General features: G+C 72.1%; 14 protein-coding genes. 8 read left to right on the top strand and 6 right to left on the bottom strand.

The genetic code is table 11. The annotated features are described in order from the left end of the window. Positions 1-118 precede the first annotated feature (118 nt). Positions 119-1,219 (top strand): NAD-dependent epimerase/dehydratase family protein, encoded by a 1,101-nt coding sequence (locus BKD30_RS07630; protein ID WP_218189276.1) that lies wholly within the window; start codon positions 119-121, stop codon positions 1,217-1,219. Between the two features lie 126 nt (positions 1,220-1,345). Here BKD30_RS07630 and BKD30_RS07625 read toward each other — a convergent pair whose 3' ends face one another. Further along, a complete protein-coding gene (locus tag BKD30_RS07625) occupies positions 1,346-1,876 on the bottom strand; it encodes a class I SAM-dependent methyltransferase (RefSeq protein WP_076703714.1) in 531 nt (176 codons plus the stop codon). A gap of 311 nt (positions 1,877-2,187) precedes the next feature. On the opposite strand from BKD30_RS07625, the gene BKD30_RS07620 reads away from it, so the two are divergent. Next, on the top strand, positions 2,188-4,575 hold the full coding sequence (locus BKD30_RS07620) for an ATP-binding cassette domain-containing protein (RefSeq protein ID WP_076703713.1): 2,388 nt from the start codon (positions 2,188-2,190) through the stop codon (positions 4,573-4,575). Positions 4,576-5,267: 692 nt separating this feature from the next. On the opposite strand, the gene BKD30_RS16695 is transcribed toward BKD30_RS07620, so the two are convergent. From BKD30_RS16695 to BKD30_RS07600, 4 genes are read right to left on the bottom strand one after another with little or no spacing between them, the layout of a single operon-like run. Then, positions 5,268-5,717, bottom strand: a complete 450-nt coding sequence (locus BKD30_RS16695; RefSeq protein ID WP_076703711.1) for a YchJ family protein — start codon at positions 5,715-5,717, stop codon at positions 5,268-5,270. Further along, the gene (locus BKD30_RS07610; protein ID WP_076703709.1) at positions 5,714-6,373 is read right to left on the bottom strand and encodes a CG0192-related protein; all 660 of its coding nucleotides are present in this window, start codon (positions 6,371-6,373) and stop codon (positions 5,714-5,716) included. The genes BKD30_RS16695 and BKD30_RS07610 overlap by 4 nt, the downstream gene beginning before the upstream one ends. Before the next feature lie 9 nt (positions 6,374-6,382). Continuing rightward, a complete protein-coding gene (locus BKD30_RS07605; RefSeq protein ID WP_076703707.1) occupies positions 6,383-7,399 on the bottom strand; it encodes an NADP-dependent oxidoreductase in 1,017 nt (338 codons plus the stop codon). Between the two features lie 43 nt (positions 7,400-7,442). Further along, positions 7,443-8,219 carry a FadR/GntR family transcriptional regulator gene (locus BKD30_RS07600; RefSeq protein ID WP_235861558.1) on the bottom strand — a complete coding sequence of 259 codons (777 nt, stop codon included), beginning with the start codon at positions 8,217-8,219 and terminating at the stop codon, positions 7,443-7,445. Between the two features lie 168 nt (positions 8,220-8,387). On the opposite strand from BKD30_RS07600, the gene BKD30_RS07595 reads away from it, so the two are divergent. The 6 genes from BKD30_RS07595 to BKD30_RS07570 all read left to right on the top strand — a co-directional run bounded on the left by BKD30_RS07595 (position 8,388) and on the right by BKD30_RS07570 (position 14,632). After that, entirely contained in the window at positions 8,388-9,872 is a 1,485-nt protein-coding gene (locus tag BKD30_RS07595) for an MFS transporter (protein WP_076703703.1), read from the top strand. A gap of 41 nt (positions 9,873-9,913) precedes the next feature. After that, complete coding sequence (locus tag BKD30_RS07590) at positions 9,914-10,843, top strand: dihydrodipicolinate synthase family protein (protein ID WP_143588111.1); 930 nt, start codon at positions 9,914-9,916, stop codon at positions 10,841-10,843. Continuing rightward, a complete protein-coding gene (locus BKD30_RS07585; RefSeq protein ID WP_076703701.1) occupies positions 10,840-11,796 on the top strand; it encodes an ROK family protein in 957 nt (318 codons plus the stop codon). The genes BKD30_RS07590 and BKD30_RS07585 overlap by 4 nt, the downstream gene beginning before the upstream one ends. Before the next feature lie 7 nt (positions 11,797-11,803). Next, entirely contained in the window at positions 11,804-12,517 is a 714-nt protein-coding gene (locus tag BKD30_RS07580) for an N-acetylmannosamine-6-phosphate 2-epimerase (protein WP_076703699.1), read from the top strand. Positions 12,518-12,614: 97 nt separating this feature from the next. Further along, the gene (gene nagB, locus BKD30_RS07575) at positions 12,615-13,397 is read left to right on the top strand and encodes a glucosamine-6-phosphate deaminase (RefSeq protein ID WP_076703697.1); all 783 of its coding nucleotides are present in this window, start codon (positions 12,615-12,617) and stop codon (positions 13,395-13,397) included. Next, positions 13,394-14,632 carry an N-acetylglucosamine-6-phosphate deacetylase gene (locus BKD30_RS07570; RefSeq protein WP_076703695.1) on the top strand — a complete coding sequence of 413 codons (1,239 nt, stop codon included), beginning with the start codon at positions 13,394-13,396 and terminating at the stop codon, positions 14,630-14,632. Before nagB ends, BKD30_RS07570 begins: the two co-directional genes overlap by 4 nt. Before the next feature lie 391 nt (positions 14,633-15,023). Here BKD30_RS07570 and BKD30_RS07565 read toward each other — a convergent pair. Then, a partial coding sequence (locus BKD30_RS07565; RefSeq protein WP_143588110.1) for a transposase occupies positions 15,024-15,169 on the bottom strand: 146 nt, incomplete at its 5' end.

Below are 15,169 nucleotides of genomic sequence, written 5' to 3'. Positions count from 1 at the left end.
CGATTGTCGGCGTCACGGTTCACGACACACGACGCCGCAACCCGCCGTCGTCCAGCGTAGCAACGGCGGGCCGGCCTCCCGGCACGGTGCGGCGGTTCCCGCTGGCATGATCGGGGGCATGACACTCCCTGCGGCCGTCTCCTCGGGCAACGCGTCCACGAGCGCTCACCCGGTGCCCGTGCTGATCGTCGGGTGCGGTGACCTCGGTACGGAGGCCGGGCTGCGGTTCGCCGCGGCCGGGCACCGGGTGACCGGGTGGCGACGCCGCCCCGAGGCGCTGCCCGCCGCCCTGCACGGGGTGGCGGCGGACGTCGTCGCGGCCGCCCGCCTGTCCTCGGAATCGGCGGGCGGTCTGCCTGCGCTGGATCCGGGGACCGGCGTCGTCGGTCCGTCCGCTGACTCAGCTGGCGGTCCGTTCGGCAGCGGACCGGGCGTTCTTCCTGTCGTGGACCCGGGGACCGGCGTCGTCGTCGTCAGCCTCACCCCGAGTTCCCGCGACGCCGCGGGGTACCGGGCCACGTACGTCGATGGGACGCGGGCGGCACTGGCCGCGGTGGATCGTGCGGGCGCGCGTCCACGGGTGGTGTTCGTGTCGTCGACGTCGGTGCTCGGATCGGACCACGGGGCCGAGCTGGACGAGTCCGCCCCTGCGGAGCCGACGAGCGAAACCGCGTCGGCGCTCGCGGAGGCGGAGCGGCTGGTCCTGGCCCGGCCCGACGGCGTCGTGCTCCGGCTGGCGGGGATCTACGGTCCGGGTCGGACCCGGCTGATCGATCGTGTGCGGGCCGGGGACACCGGCCGGGCGTCGCACTGGACGAACCGGATCCACCGGGACGACGCCGCGGCCGCCATCGTCCGGCTGGCCACGCTCGCAGCTCCGGCGCCGATCTACCACGGCGTGGACGACGAGCCCGCCCGGGAGAGCGACGTGCTCGACTTCCTCGCCGGGGAGCTCGGGGTCTCCCACACGAGCGACGACGCGGATCCTTCGCTGACCGGTCCTGTTGGGTCCGGTCGCCCCGGCGACGTGAAGCCGAACTCGCGGTTCGGCGCCGTTGCGCCCTCCGGCGACGTCGACACCGCGCCGCCACCGATGGCCGACACCGGCAAGCGCCTCTCCAACGCCCAGCTCCGCTCCACCGGCTGGTCGCCGGCGTACCCGTCGTACCGGGAGGGCTACCGGGCGCTCCTCGCCGGCGTCGGGCGCCGCCATCCGTGACGAGGAGTGAGGTTCGTCTGCGCCGTGCGCTCGTGCCGTGCAAGGCGCACGGCCCCACGCTGAGTTAGCCGGTTCCGCCCGAAATGAGGGCTCTTTGAGTACCCTGCGCGGGCGTGAACGGCTAACTCAGTGCTGCAGGTCGAGACGTTCGGCTTCTGCCGAGCTCGCTGACTCGACCGGGCGCCGCGCGATGACGACGGCCTGCGCCGTCCTCTCGTGCGAGACAGCGGCTCGCTCCAGCCGGCCAACCTCGACCAGTCCGGCGGCGCCCATCGCAGCAGCCACGGCGTCAACGCTGCGATCGTGCCGGTACAGGGTGATGTCGAGGCCACGCTGCCGGTAGGCGCCCGACACCTCCACCACGCCCGACCCGGCCTGGAAGGCGAGCAGGACGTGGCCGCCCGGCTTCACGATGCGGCGCACCTGTGCCAGCACCCGTGGCAGCTCGGCGTCCGGGGTATGAATGGTCGAGTACCAGGAAAGGACGCCGTCGAACGCCCCGTACGGAAAGGGATGATCGGTCAGCGTCGGCTGACCGGAGGACAGGGCATCCCCGTCGTCGAGTGGCAGCGGACGAATGATGACGCGCATCGTCGCATGACGGCGCTGCTGCGGTCCGGAGGCGTGGACGTACGCGAGGTGACTCGCTGAGTCCACCAGTTCCTCCTCGCGCCCCGGTCCTCGACAATCCCTTGGCGGGCAACTGACGGACTCACGCCCGAACCCCCCACCCCCCGCCGAGTTAGTTGGTTCCGCCCGAGCTCGAGGCTCTTTGAGTATTGGGTTCGAGCGGGAACCGCTAACTCAGCGGTATGGCGGCGGGCGCAACCGGCGGGCTCACGCGGGGCGGCGGGCGCAACTGACGGACTCACGCGAATACGCACGCTTCGGCTGCACGGTGACGGTCCGGCGGCGGGCGGCAATACTGGACCCGACCCCACCCGGCGTTCCCCGACCAAGGAGAGACGATGACCAGCGCCACCACGACGAGCACGGACGCCGGCCCACACGCAGCCGACACGCATGACACCATCCGGGTTCGTGGCGCTCGGGAGAACAACCTCAAGGATGTCAGCCTCGACCTGCCCAAGCGGCGCCTCACCGTGTTCACCGGTGTCTCCGGCTCCGGCAAGAGCTCGCTCGTGTTCGCGACCATCGCGGCCGAGTCCCAGCGCCTGATCAACGAGACGTACAGCGCCTTCGTCCAGGGCTTCATGCCCAACCTCGCCCGGCCCGAGGTGGACCGACTGGAGGGGCTGACCACCGCGATCATCGTCGACCAGGAGCGGATGGGTGCCAACCCGCGCTCGACGGTCGGCACCGCCACCGACGCCAACGCCCTGCTGCGGATCCTGTTCAGCCGGCTCGGGACGCCGCACGTCGGCCCGCCCACGGCGTACTCCTTCAACGTGCCGACCCGACGCGCCGGTGGCGTCATGAGCACCGAGAAGGGCGGCCGGGTGGAGAAGAAGGTGGTCAAGGACGCCGTCTACCTCGGGGGCATGTGCCCCGCCTGCGAGGGCATGGGCCAGGTCTCCGCCTTCGAGCTGACGGCGTTGTACGACGCGGAGAAATCGCTCTCCGACGGTGGCCTCACCGTGCCCGGCTACAGCATGGACGGGTGGTACGGCCGGCTCTTCGAGGGGATGGGCCTGCCCATGGACAAGCCGATCGGCTCGTTCACGAAGAAGCAACTCGACACGATGCTGTACGCCGAGCCGACCAAGCTCAAGGTCGAGGGGGTGAACCTGACCTTCGAGGGTGTGATCCCGCGGATCCAGAAGTCGATGCTGTCCAAGGACGTGGAAGCGATGCAGCCGCACGTACGCCGCTTCGTCGAGCGGGCCGTCACCTTCGGCACCTGCACCAGTTGCGACGGCACTCGCCTCACGGCCGAAGCCCGGTCCTCGAAGATCGCCGGGAGGAGCATCGCCGACGTGTGCGCCCTGCAGATCAGCGACCTCGCGGGCTGGGTGCGCGATCTCAGGGCGCCGTCCGTGGCGCCGCTGCTGGCGGGGTTGCAGCACCTGCTCGACAGCTTCGTGGAGATCGGCCTCGGCTACCTCAGCCTGGACCGGCCCGCGGGGACACTGAGCGGTGGTGAGGCCCAGCGGACCAAGATGATCCGCCATCTCGGCAGCTCGTTGACCGACGTCACCTACGTCTTCGACGAGCCGACCATCGGCTTGCACCCGCACGACATCGAGCGGATGAACGCGCTGCTGCGTCAGCTGCGGGACAAGGGCAACACCGTGCTGGTCGTCGAGCACAAGCCGGAGACGATCGCCATCGCCGACCACGTCGTCGACCTCGGCCCGGGCGCCGGGGCGCAGGGCGGCACCGTGTGCTTCGAGGGTGACGTCGAGGGGCTGCGCGCCAGCGACACGGTCACCGGGCGACACCTCGACGACCGGGCAGGTCTCGTGGAGAACACCAGGCCGTCCACCGGCGCCATCGAGATCCGCGGAGCCACCACCCACAACCTCAAGGACGTCGACGTGGACGTCCCGCTGGGCGTGCTGTGTGTGGTCACCGGCGTCGCCGGCTCGGGGAAGAGTTCGCTGATCCACGGGGCGCTGGCCGATCGCGACGACGTCGTGGTCGTCGATCAGGGCGCCATCAAGGGGTCGCGGCGGAGCAACCCCGCGACCTACACGGGACTGCTCGAGCCGATCCGCAAGGCCTTCGCCAAGGCCAACGGGGTCAAGCCGGCGCTGTTCAGTGCGAACTCCGAGGGCGCCTGCCCCTCCTGCAAGGGCGCCGGCGTGATCTTCACCGAGCTCGGGGTGATGGACACCGTCGAGACCCCGTGCGAGGAGTGCGAGGGCCGCCGCTTCCAGGATGCCGTGCTGGAGTACACCCTCGGCGGGGCCAACATCGTCGAGGTGCTCGACATGTCGGTGGACGAGGCGCTGGCCTTCTTCGGCGCCGGGGACGCCCGGATCCCGGCGGCCGAGAAGATCCTGGCCCGGCTCGCCGACGTCGGGCTCGGGTATGTCAAGCTCGGCCAGGCCCTGTCCACGCTCTCCGGTGGCGAGCGACAGCGCCTCAAGCTGGCCGTCCAGATGGGCGACAAGGGCGAGGTGTACGTCCTGGACGAGCCCACCACGGGCCTGCACCTGGCCGACGTCGAGAACCTGCTCGGCCTGCTGGACCGCCTGGTCGACGCCGGGAAGTCGGTGATCGTGATCGAGCACCACCAGGCGGTGATGGCGCACGCGGACTGGATCATCGACCTCGGTCCGGGCGCCGGGCACGACGGCGGTCGGGTGGTGTTCGAGGGCACCCCGGCGGACCTCGTCGCCGAGCGGACGACGCTGACCGGCAAGCACTTGGCGGCGTACGTCGGCGCGTGACGGTTCCGGCGTCAGACGGCCCGCCGCTGCGTCAGAGGCCGACGAACGAGAGGCGTGGCCTGGGCCGCCTGAATGCTGAGTCAGCGGGTTCCGGTCGAAATCCCTGCTCAAAGAGCCCCTGATTCGGGAGGGAACCGCTAAGTCAGGGGCGAGCTCGGGAGGGAACCGCTAAGTCAGGCCCGAGGCCGGGGCGTGACGCTCCGGCGTCCGGCGGCTTTTAGGCCAGCGTCGCAGGTGGCGCTGACGCCCCGTGCGCTGACCTAGCGGTGTGCGCCCGAAAAGGGTGCTCAAAGAGCAACGGTCTCGGGAGGGAACCGCTAAGTCACGGATCCGCTCGGGAGGGAACCGCTAAGTCACGGATCCGCTCGGGAGGGAGCCGCTAAGTCACGGATCCGCTCGGGAGGGAACCGCTAAGTCACGGATCCGCTCGGGAGGGAACCGCTAAGTCACGGATCCGCTCGGGCTCAGAACTTCTCGTAGACGGCCGGGTCCTGGTCCTCGAGCCGACCGCCGGGGCGGGCCAGGTTCTCGTAGTTGAACGCCGAGTCGAGCAGCCGGTACCCGGTGTCCAGGGCCGTGCCGACGGCGTCAGCACCGCTCTGGCCACGCAGCGCGTAGGTGCCGAAGCCGATGTCGGATGGTGAGCGTCGGCCGAGGGGTTCAGCCGAAGGCTTCGGCCGGTGGGCGGGTGATCAGGTGAGCATGTCGCCGTCGACGTAGAGCCAGCGGCCGTTCTCGCGGCGGAAGCGGGACCGCTCGTGCAGTACGGCCGCGCCCCGGGGGTTGCGGTATCCGGCGCGGTACTCGACGACGCCGACGTCGTCGTCCGCGCCGCCCCGGTCGACGTCGACGATCTGCAGGCGGCGCCACTGGGTGCCGTCGTCCAGTTCGATCGCCAGGGGTCGGGTGCTGGGATGCCACGAGTCACGCAGGTACGCGTCCAGCCCGAGGGCGTACGCGCTGTACCGGGACCGCATCAGCGCCTCCGCGGTGGGGGCGCTGCCGCCGTCGTGCAGCGGCCCGCAGCATTCGGTGTAACCGGCCCCGGACCCGCAGGGGCACGCACGGGCCGCCGGCCGAGAACCAGCCGGGCGAGAGGCCGTCGGCCCAGAACCGGCGACCCGCCCGGATTCGGTGCTCACGCCAGAGCGGCGAGCACGACCGGCTCGTCGTGGCCCGGCCAGGAGCCGAGCAGCCGGGCCTGACCGGCGGTGACATCCGCGTCGGCGATCTCGTCGAGCACGTGCTGCACGGTCACGCTGAAGACGCCCGCATCGATCACGGTGGTCTCGCCGGCGATCTCGGCCGCCTGCACGTCGAGGGTCTGCGCGGCGTCGTCGGTCTCCGCCGCGGTGTGCCCGGGCAGGGTGCCGTCGCTGCGGACGGTCATGGTCGGCGGCAGCGGGGTGTCGGTGCCGTCCTTGATCTGGTCGGCCTGCCCGGTGCCGTGCACGATCGCCGCGACCAGGGCCCGCACGTACACCGGGTCGCCGGTGGCGTCGTAGACGTACCGGGTGCCCAACACCGAGTGCTCCATGGTGGTGATCAGGCTCGCAGGGCCGCCCTCGGGCAGCGGCTCCGCTCGGTAGGTCAGGGGTACCTGCAGCACCGGCCTCTGGTCGGCGCTGACCAGCAGCGTCTCGATGCCCACCTGCCCGTCCGGGTCGTCGAACCGGTAGGCGGCCACCTTGCGCAGCTCGGGAACCGTGTCCCCGTCGAACCACGCCTGCAGGGGCAGCCACTGCGCCACCGCCTCGAGCTTGCCGGGCTTCAGTTCCGCGTCGTAGATCAGTGCCATAGGCCGATGCTAACGGGTGCGGATCAGCATCTTCCCGACGTTCTCCCCGCGCATCATGGCCAGGAATCCGTCGACGGCGTGGTCGATGCCCTCGATCACGGTCTCGTCCGTGGCGACGGCGCCGTCCCGCAGCCACGCGCCCATCCGCTCCCGGTATTCGGTGGCGTGGTCGAGGTGATGGCCGACGATGAATCCGCGCAGGGTGAGCCGCCGGGTGACGAGATTGCCCAGGTTGTCCGGACCCGGGGCCGCGCCGGTGGCGTTGTACTGGGAGATCGCCCCGCAGAGGGCGGCACGACCGTCGTCGTTCATCACGTCCAGGGCGGCCTCGAGGTGGTCGCCGCCGACGTTGTCGAAGTAGACGTCGACGCCGTCCGGGGCGTGGGCGGGCAGCTGCTCACGAACGGGAGCGTCCTTGTAGTTGAACGCCGCGTCGAAACCGTAGCGCTCGGTGAGCAGCCGGACCTTCTCCGCCGAGCCGGCCGAGCCGATCACCCGCTTCGCTCCCAGCAGCCGGGCGATCTGCCCGACGACGGAGCCGACGGCGCCGGCGGCACCGGAGACGAAGACCGTGTCCCCCGGCCGGAACGACGCGATGGTGGTCAGCCCCACCCACGCGGTCAGGCCGGTCATGCCCAGGACACCGAGGAAGGCCGAGGCGGGCACGCCCGGTACGGGCTGGACGGCGGTGAAGTCGGAGGCGTCGCCCTGGGCGACGTCGCGCCAGCCCTGCTGGTGCAGGACCGTGGTTCCGACCGGCAGTTCCTCGGCGGCCGAGGCGACCACCTCGCCGACCGCTCCCCCGGTCATCACCTCGCCGACCGCGAACGGCGGCACGTAGCTGCGCACGTCGTTCATCCGGCCGCGCATGTAGGGGTCGACGGAGATGTGCGAGTTCTCCACCCGCACCTGGCCGGGTGCCAGGTTCGGCAGGTCGACCCGGACGGTGCGGAAGTTCTCCGCCGTGGGCCAGCCGGTGGGCCGGGAGGCGAGGTGGATCTGGGTGCTGACGGTTCCGGTGCTCATGTCGGGGCCAACACGGGACCGGCCCGCGGTGTTCCTTGCGGCGTCACAGGCCGTCGGTGGCGCGGCGCATCCGTTCCCGGATCGGCGCGTAGTGCCGGCGGATCGCCGCCTCGAGCGACTCCGCGGAGCGGGACTCGATGGCGTCGAGGATCGCGTGGTGCGCCTGGGCTGTCTCGGGCAGCAGGCTCGCCGGGCCGAGCGTCTCGCTGACCAGGGAGTGCACCTGCCAGAACACGTCCAACAACTGCCCGACCAGGGCGTTCCCGCTGGTCGCGACGAGCAGCTGGTGGAACTGCCGATCCTCGACGGGGAACTCGCGCCCCTGCGCGGCGAGGTCCACCATGGTGGTGGCCAGGGCGCGCATCGCGGCGACGGTGTCCGCGTCGAGCCGTTCGACGACGAGCGGGGCCCAGTTGACCTCGAGCAGTTCGCGCAGGTCGATCAGGTCGGCCAGGAAGTGCTTGTCCCGGTGAGAGGTGAGCATGCCGCGGAACGCGAGGGACTCGGCCAGGCCCGTCAGTGACATGGCACCGACGAACGTGCCGTACCCGTGCCGGACTTCGACGATGTCCAGCGCCGAGAGCGTCTTCATCGCCTCCCGGATCCGGGAGCGGCTGACGGCGAGCTGGTCGCTGAGCTCGTTCTCGGTCGGCATCGGATCGCCCGGAGAGAGCCGGTTGATCAGGATGTACCGCTTGATCCGGTCCACCACCGTCAACGGGACGCGCTCGGCGTCGTCGTCGGCCGTCGGCCACTGCGTCACCATCCGCGGTCCCCTCGTCTCCAGCCAACTCGTCTCCGGCCGACCCTGTCGAGCCATCACTGCCCTTCACCCTATCGACGCGGCCGCGCCGTCCCGGGCGAGCACACCAGGCCGGTGAGCACCGCCGGGCGCCGACTCCCTGTTGCCTCGGTCGGCCCGCTCGGCTAGTCTACCGGACATCGGATGTCTGATGTCCGATATCCATCCTTTCCTTCAGGAGACCTCATGAGTTCAACGGCGACCTCCGGAGCCTGGTATCGCGCCATCTCCCCCCGGCAGTGGAAGGCGTTCGTCGCCGCCTGGCTGGGCTACCTGCTCGACGGGTTCGACTTCGTGATCATCACGCTCGTGCTGACCGAGGTGATCAAGGAGTTCCAACTCTCCACGGTGCAGGGCGCCACCCTGGTGTCCGCCGCCTTCATCTCCCGCTGGTTCGGCGGTCTCGCCCTCGGCGCCTTCGCGGACCGGTTCGGGCGCAGGAACGCCATGGTGCTCAGCATCGTGTTGTTCTCCGTCGGATCCGTGCTCTGCGCCATCGCCCCGGCCTACTGGGTGCTCTTCGGGGCCCGTCTGCTGATCGGTCTGGGGATGGCCGGCGAGTACAGTTCGAGCTCGACGTACGTGATCGAGTCCTGGCCCGAACACCTGCGCAACAAGGCCTCCGGCTTCCTGATCAGCGGCTTCTCCGTCGGCACCGTCGTCTCGGCGCAGGTCTACCGGGTGATCGTGCCCGAGTTCGGTTGGCGGGCGCTGTTCGCGATCGGTCTGATCCCCATCGCCGTGGCGCTGTGGCTGCGCCGGTCGCTGCCCGAGTCCGAGGACTGGACGGCTGCCCAGCAGCGGGTCGTGGCCTCCGGCGTCCGACCCGCGAACATGTTCAGCACCCTCTACCGGGGTCCTCGCGCACCTCTGAACATCGCGGTCACCGTGATCGCGATCATCGCGCTGTTGCTGATCTTCTCCGTCTCCGGCACACCCACGGCCGTCGTCGTCATCGGCGCCCTGGCCTGTGCCGCCGTGTTCGTCTGGTTCATGATCCAGTTCGAGGGCCCGCGCTGGCCCACCGGCGTCACGCTGATGGTCGTGGTGTTCACCGCGTTCCTGTACTCCTGGCCCATCCAGGCACTGCTGCCCACCTACCTGAAGACCGACCTGGGACTGGACCCGGGCCGGGTGGCCGACGTGCTGTTCTTCGCCGGCTTCGGCGCCGCGGTCGGCTGCATCGTCGCCGGGTTCACCGGTGACCGCTTCGGTACCCGCCGCGCCTACTGGGCCAGCCTGATCATCTCCGAGCTGCTCGTCTTCCCCGTCTTCCTGATGGGCGGCAACCAACTCCTGCTCCTGGGCGCCCTGCTCTTCCTGCAGCAGGTGTTCGGCCAGGGGATCGCCGGGCTGCTGCCCAAGTGGATCGGCGGTTACTTCTCCGTGGACAAGCGGGCCGCCGGCCTCGGCTTCACCTACAACGTCGGTGCCCTCGGTGGTGCGGTCGCCCCCGTCCTCGGTGCCGGGCTGGCCAGCACGATGCCGTTGGGCACCGCCCTGGCGGTGCTGTCCTTCGGGCTCACCGCCGTCGTCATCGTCCTGCTGGCGATCAACGCCCCGCTGCGGGCCCAGCGGGCGATCCGGCCCGAGCACGTGTGGGGCTCGGACAGTCAGGACGTGGTGCCCAAGGCCGTCCCGACCGCGACCAGCACCACCGCGCGCACGTGAGCACTACCGTCAACACCATCAGTACCGAAGGAGTATCCATCGTGACCGACACCCCTCTCCGCCTCTCCGGCGTCGTCCCCCCGCTCGTCACCCCCCTGACGCCCGAGCGCGCGCTGGACGTGTCCTCGTTCGAACGGTTGATCGAGCGGATGCTGGCGGCCGGCGTGGACGGGGTCTTCCCGCTGGGCTCCACCAGCGAGGTGGCGTTCCACACCGACACGATGCGGGCGCAGATCCTCGCCGAGGCGGTGCGGATCGTCGACGGCCGGGTGCCGGTGATCGCCGGCGTGATCGACATGCAGACCCCGCGGGTGCTCGAGCACGTGGCCGCCGCGGTCGACGCCGGGGCCGACGCCGTGGTGGCGACCGCCCCCTTCTACGCGGTGACCGCGCCCGCCCAGGTGCGGCGGCACTTCGAGCTCCTCGGTGAACACAGTGCGGTGCCCGTGTTCGCCTACGACATTCCCGTGTGCGTGCACACCAAACTGGACCCGCGGATGCTGGTGGAGCTCGGCGCAGCGGGGGCGATCGCCGGCGTGAAGGACTCCTCGGGCGACGACATCTCCTTCCGCCGCCTGGCCCTGCTCAACCGGGATGCCGGCTCCCCGCTGGCGGTGTTCACCGGTCACGAGTTCGTCGTCGACGGTGCCTACCTCTCCGGCGCCGACGGCGTGGTGCCGGGCCTGGGCAACGTCGACCCGGCCGGCTACGTGCGGCTGCACCGCGCGGCGACGGCCGGCGACTGGGAGGCGGTGCGCACGGAGCAGGACCGGCTCGCCCGGCTGATGGAGATCTGCCTGGTCGCCCGGGACACCACCGGCTGGGGCGCCGGGGTCGGCGCGTTCAAGACCGCCCTGGAACTGCTCGGTGTGATCGGCAGCCGGCAGCTGCCCGAGCCGTTCGACGCGTTCAGCGACGCCGATGTGGCGCGGGTGAAGGAGATCCTCGACGAGGTGGGGCCGCGCGCATGACGAAGGGTGCCCGACCCGGTCCCGTGATCGGGCTCGACCTCGGCGGGACCAAGATCGCCGCCGGTCTGGTCGGGCCCGACGGCGGCATCCGGCACGAGGCGTCGGTGGGGACACCGGCCACCGCCGGACCGGAGGCGATCCTGGCCGCCATGTCCGCCCTCGTCGCCCCGATCGTGACCGCCGCAGCGGCGGAGGGCAGTCCCGCCGTGGGCCTGGGCGTCGGTGCGGCCGGCGTGATCGACCCGGCCACCGGCGTCGTGACCGCCGCGACGGATCACGTGCGCGGCTGGGCCGGCACGCCCGTGGCGGACCGGCTCGCCGCCGCGACCGGCCTGCCCGTGCGCGTCGTCAACGACGTGCACGCCCACGCCCTCGGTGAGGCGAGGAACGGTGCCGGGCTCGGCGGCTCCGCGGTCCTGCTCGTCGCCGCCGGCACCGGACTCGGCGGCGCGCTGGTCCTCGACGGCCGCGTGCTGACCGGCGGCCGCGGTGTCGCCGGGCACCTCGGCCACGTCCCCTCCCCCGAGGCCGCCGGCCTGCCCTGCTCCTGCGGCCGCACCGGGCACCTGGAGAGCGTCGCCTCCGGCACCGGCCTGGCCGATCGCTACCGGGCCGGTGCGGCGGGACGGCCGCCGACACCGGGACCGCGCTCGGGCGCCGACGTCGCCCGCCTCGCCGAAGCCGGAGACCCGTGGGCGCTCACCTGCCTCGAGACCTCCGCCGTCGCGCTCGGCCGGGCGATCGGCGGCTGGATCAACACCCTGGACCCCGACGTCGTCGTCGTCACCGGCGGTCTCGCCCGGGCCGGAACGCGCTGGTGGGACCGGCTGCGCGACGCGGTCGCCACCGAGACCATCCCCGCAGCCGCCGGCTGCCCCGTCGTCCCCGCCACCCTCGGGCCGCGCGCCGCGCTGATCGGCGCCGCGAGCCTGCTGACCGCGCCCACCCCCTGAGGAGACCATGAGCACCCCCACCCACCCCGTCATCGATGCGCTGCGCGGGCGCCTGATCGTCTCGTGCCAGGCCTACCCCGGGGAGCCGATGCGCCACCCGGAGACGATGGCCCAGATCGCGCAGGCGGCGGTCGAGGGCGGTGCCGCCGGGATCCGCGCCCAGGGCCTGGCCGACATCGCCCTGATCGCCGAACGGCTGCCGGACGTGCCGCTGATCGGGCTGTGGAAGGTCGGCGCCGACGGCGTCTTCATCACCCCCACCCTGCGGCACGCCCGGGCCGTTCACGCCGCCGGCGCCGGCATCGTGGCGATCGACGGCACCCGCCGCACCCGACCGGACGGGTTGACGCTGGCCGGCACCGTGGCGGCCCTGCACGCCGGCGACACCGGCGCAGGCGACACCGGCGCCGAGCCGGCGCTGGTGATGGCCGACTGCGGCAGCGTCGACGATGCGCTCGCCGCCGCCGACGCCGGGGCCGACCTGATCGGCACCACCCTGGCCGGGTACACCGGCGACCGGCCGAAGACCGACGGACCGGACCTGGACCTGCTCACCCGGATCGCCGACCGGCTGCCCGATGTGCCGCTGATCGCGGAGGGCCGCATCCACACGCCCGCCCAGGCCACGGCCGCCCGCGACGCCGGCGCCCACGCCGTCGTCGTCGGCACCGCCATCACCCACCCGACCACCATCACGGGCTGGTTCGCGGCCGCGCTCTGAGAGCCCGGCCCGAGACAACCCGGCCCGCGGCGACCCCGGCTCCCGCCGAGCGCCGAGCCGCACACTACGATCAGTCACGACCGAACCGAGGCAGGCCATGGACGTCATCATCACCACCGAGCAGGAGAACCCCGGGCGGATCGCGGCCGACGCGATCGCTCGACTCGTGCACCGCAACCCCGAGGCGGTGCTCGGTCTGGCCACCGGCTCCAGCCCGCTGAGCATCTACGCCGACCTGGCCGACCGGGTCGCCGCCGGCACCCTGAGCCTGGCCCGCGTCCGTGGCTTCATGCTGGACGAGTACGTCGGGCTGCCCGCCGACCACCCCCAGCGGTACCGCAACGTCATCGACCGCGACCTGGTCGCCTGCACCGACCTGGACCCGACCCTGGTGCATGGCCCCGACGGCCTGGCCGAGGACATCCCCGCCGCGTGCGCCGCCTACGAGGACGCCATTGACGATGCCGGTGGCGTGGACCTGCAGATCCTCGGCATCGGGGTCGACGGGCACATCGGCTTCAACGAGCCCGGCTCCTCCCTCGGGTCCCGCACCCGGATCAAGACCCTGACCCGGCAGACCCGGCAGGACAACGCCCGCTTCTTCGACGGGGACGTCGACGCCGTGCCGCAGCACTGCCTGACCCAGGGCATCGCCACCATCATGGCCGCCCGCCGGATCGTCCTGGTGGCCACGGGTCAGGCCAAGGCCGAGGCCGTCCACCACCTGGTCGAGGGTTCGATCTCGGCGATGTGGCCCGCTACCGTCCTGCAGATGCACCCGGCCGTGACCGTCATCCTCGACTCCGCCTCCGCCTCCCGCCTGCAACTGGCCGAGTACTACCGGCAGACCCGAGCCGGCAAGCCCGCCTGGCAGCGATGAGCACGACGACCCCCGCTCCCGCGACGCAGATCCTCGCCGCCGCCCGCGTCGTCACCGGTGCGGACGTGCTCACTCCCGGGTGGGTCCGGGTCGAGGACGGCCTCCTCACGGCCGTGGACGAGGGGCCGGCGCCCGCCGCGACGGGCGGTGGGGCAAACGATCTCGGCGACGTCGTCCTCGCTCCCGGCTTCGTCGACCTGCACCAGCACGGGGGCGGGGGCGCGGCCTACACCGACGGCGCCGACGCCGCCCGCACCGCCATCGCGGCGCACCGGGCGCACGGCACCACGTCGATGCTGGCGAGCCTGGTCACGGACACGGTCGACCGGCTGGAACGACAGATCCGCGCCCTCACTGCCCTGGTCGAGACCGGGGAGCTGCTGGGCGTGCACCTGGAGGGGCCGTGGCTCTCCCCTGCTCATCGCGGCGCCCACGACGCCGCCCTGCTGGCCGCGCCGCGCCTCGAGGACGTGCGCCGGCTGCTGACGATCCCTGCGGGACCCACGACCGGCCGGGAGGGTGCCGTGCGGATGGTGACGGTGGCCCCCGAGCTGCCCGGCGGGCTCGACGCCGTCCGGACCATCGCGGCGGCGGGGGTGCTGTCCGCCGTGGGGCACACCGACGCCACCCTCGCGCAGGCGCACGCCGCCGTAGACGCGGGGGCTCGCGTGGGTACCCACCTGTTCAACGGCGAACGGCCCCTGCACCACCGGGAGCCCGGTGTGATCCTGGCGCTGCTGGACCGGCCCGAGGCGGTGGTCGAGCTGATCGCCGACGGCGTGCACGTGCATCCGGCGATGCTCGCCCACGCGGCGGCCGCCGCGGCCGGTGGCTTCGCTCTGGTCACCGACGCGATGGCGGCGGCGGGCGGCCCGGACGGTGCCTACCGGCTCGGCCCGCTCGACGTGGAGGTGACCGATCGCGTCGCCCGCGTCGCCGGTACGGACACGATCGCGGGCAGCACCCTGACCCTGGACCGGGCGGTGGCCTTCGTGGTCCGGGAGGCCGGGATCGACCTGCTGAGCGCGGTCCGCGCGGCGACGACGACACCGGCGGACCTGCTCGGCCGCGCCGACCTGGGCCGGCTGGTCCCCGGCGCCCGGGCGGACCTCGTCGTCCTCGGCACCGGCCTCGACCGTGGCTCGGGCATCGATCCGGGCGGCGGCCCGGGATCCGGCTCCGACGCCGGCTTCGCCGCGACCCGGGTGATGCGCGCGGGCACCTGGCTCGGCTGACCACGCGCCGCCCACCCGCCACGCCCGCCAACGACCACCGGCCCCGGCCGCGACGCGGACTCGCCGCGGCCCCGGGAACTGGAGGGCTGCTACGTCCTCGCCGAGCACCACGGCACGGGAATCGGTCAGGCCATGCTGGATGCCCTGATCAGGGGACGCCCCGGCGTTCCTGTGAGTGGCCGATCCCAATCCGCGGGCGCGGGCGTTCTACCGCCGCAACGGGTTCGTCCGGGACGGCGCCACCATGCGGCATCGGCTCGCCGGGCATCCCGTCTCCGCGGTTCGGATGGTGCGCTGAGCCGCAGCAGACCCGGCCGCAAACGGTCCCGCAGCGGCCACCCCACACGGCCCGTTCAGCACGTCGGTCGATTCAGTCCGTCGGTTCAGTGGCTCATCGCAGTTGAGGGTGTAGTCGGGGTCTGAATCCGCCGGCCTCGAGTAGAGATCGGGCGATGTAGTGGGTGAGGTTGCGGAAGCCGAGGGCGGAGCCGCGGAGGTGTTCGAGTCGGCCGTTGATGGCCTCTGTCGGCCCGTTCG

Source organism: Tersicoccus phoenicis (assembly GCF_001968835.1).
In the GTDB taxonomy this organism is placed as follows: domain Bacteria; phylum Actinomycetota; class Actinomycetes; order Actinomycetales; family Micrococcaceae; genus Tersicoccus; species Tersicoccus phoenicis.
Note: the sequence above shows the minus strand (reverse complement) of the source record. Positions and strands in the feature narration are given on the sequence as shown.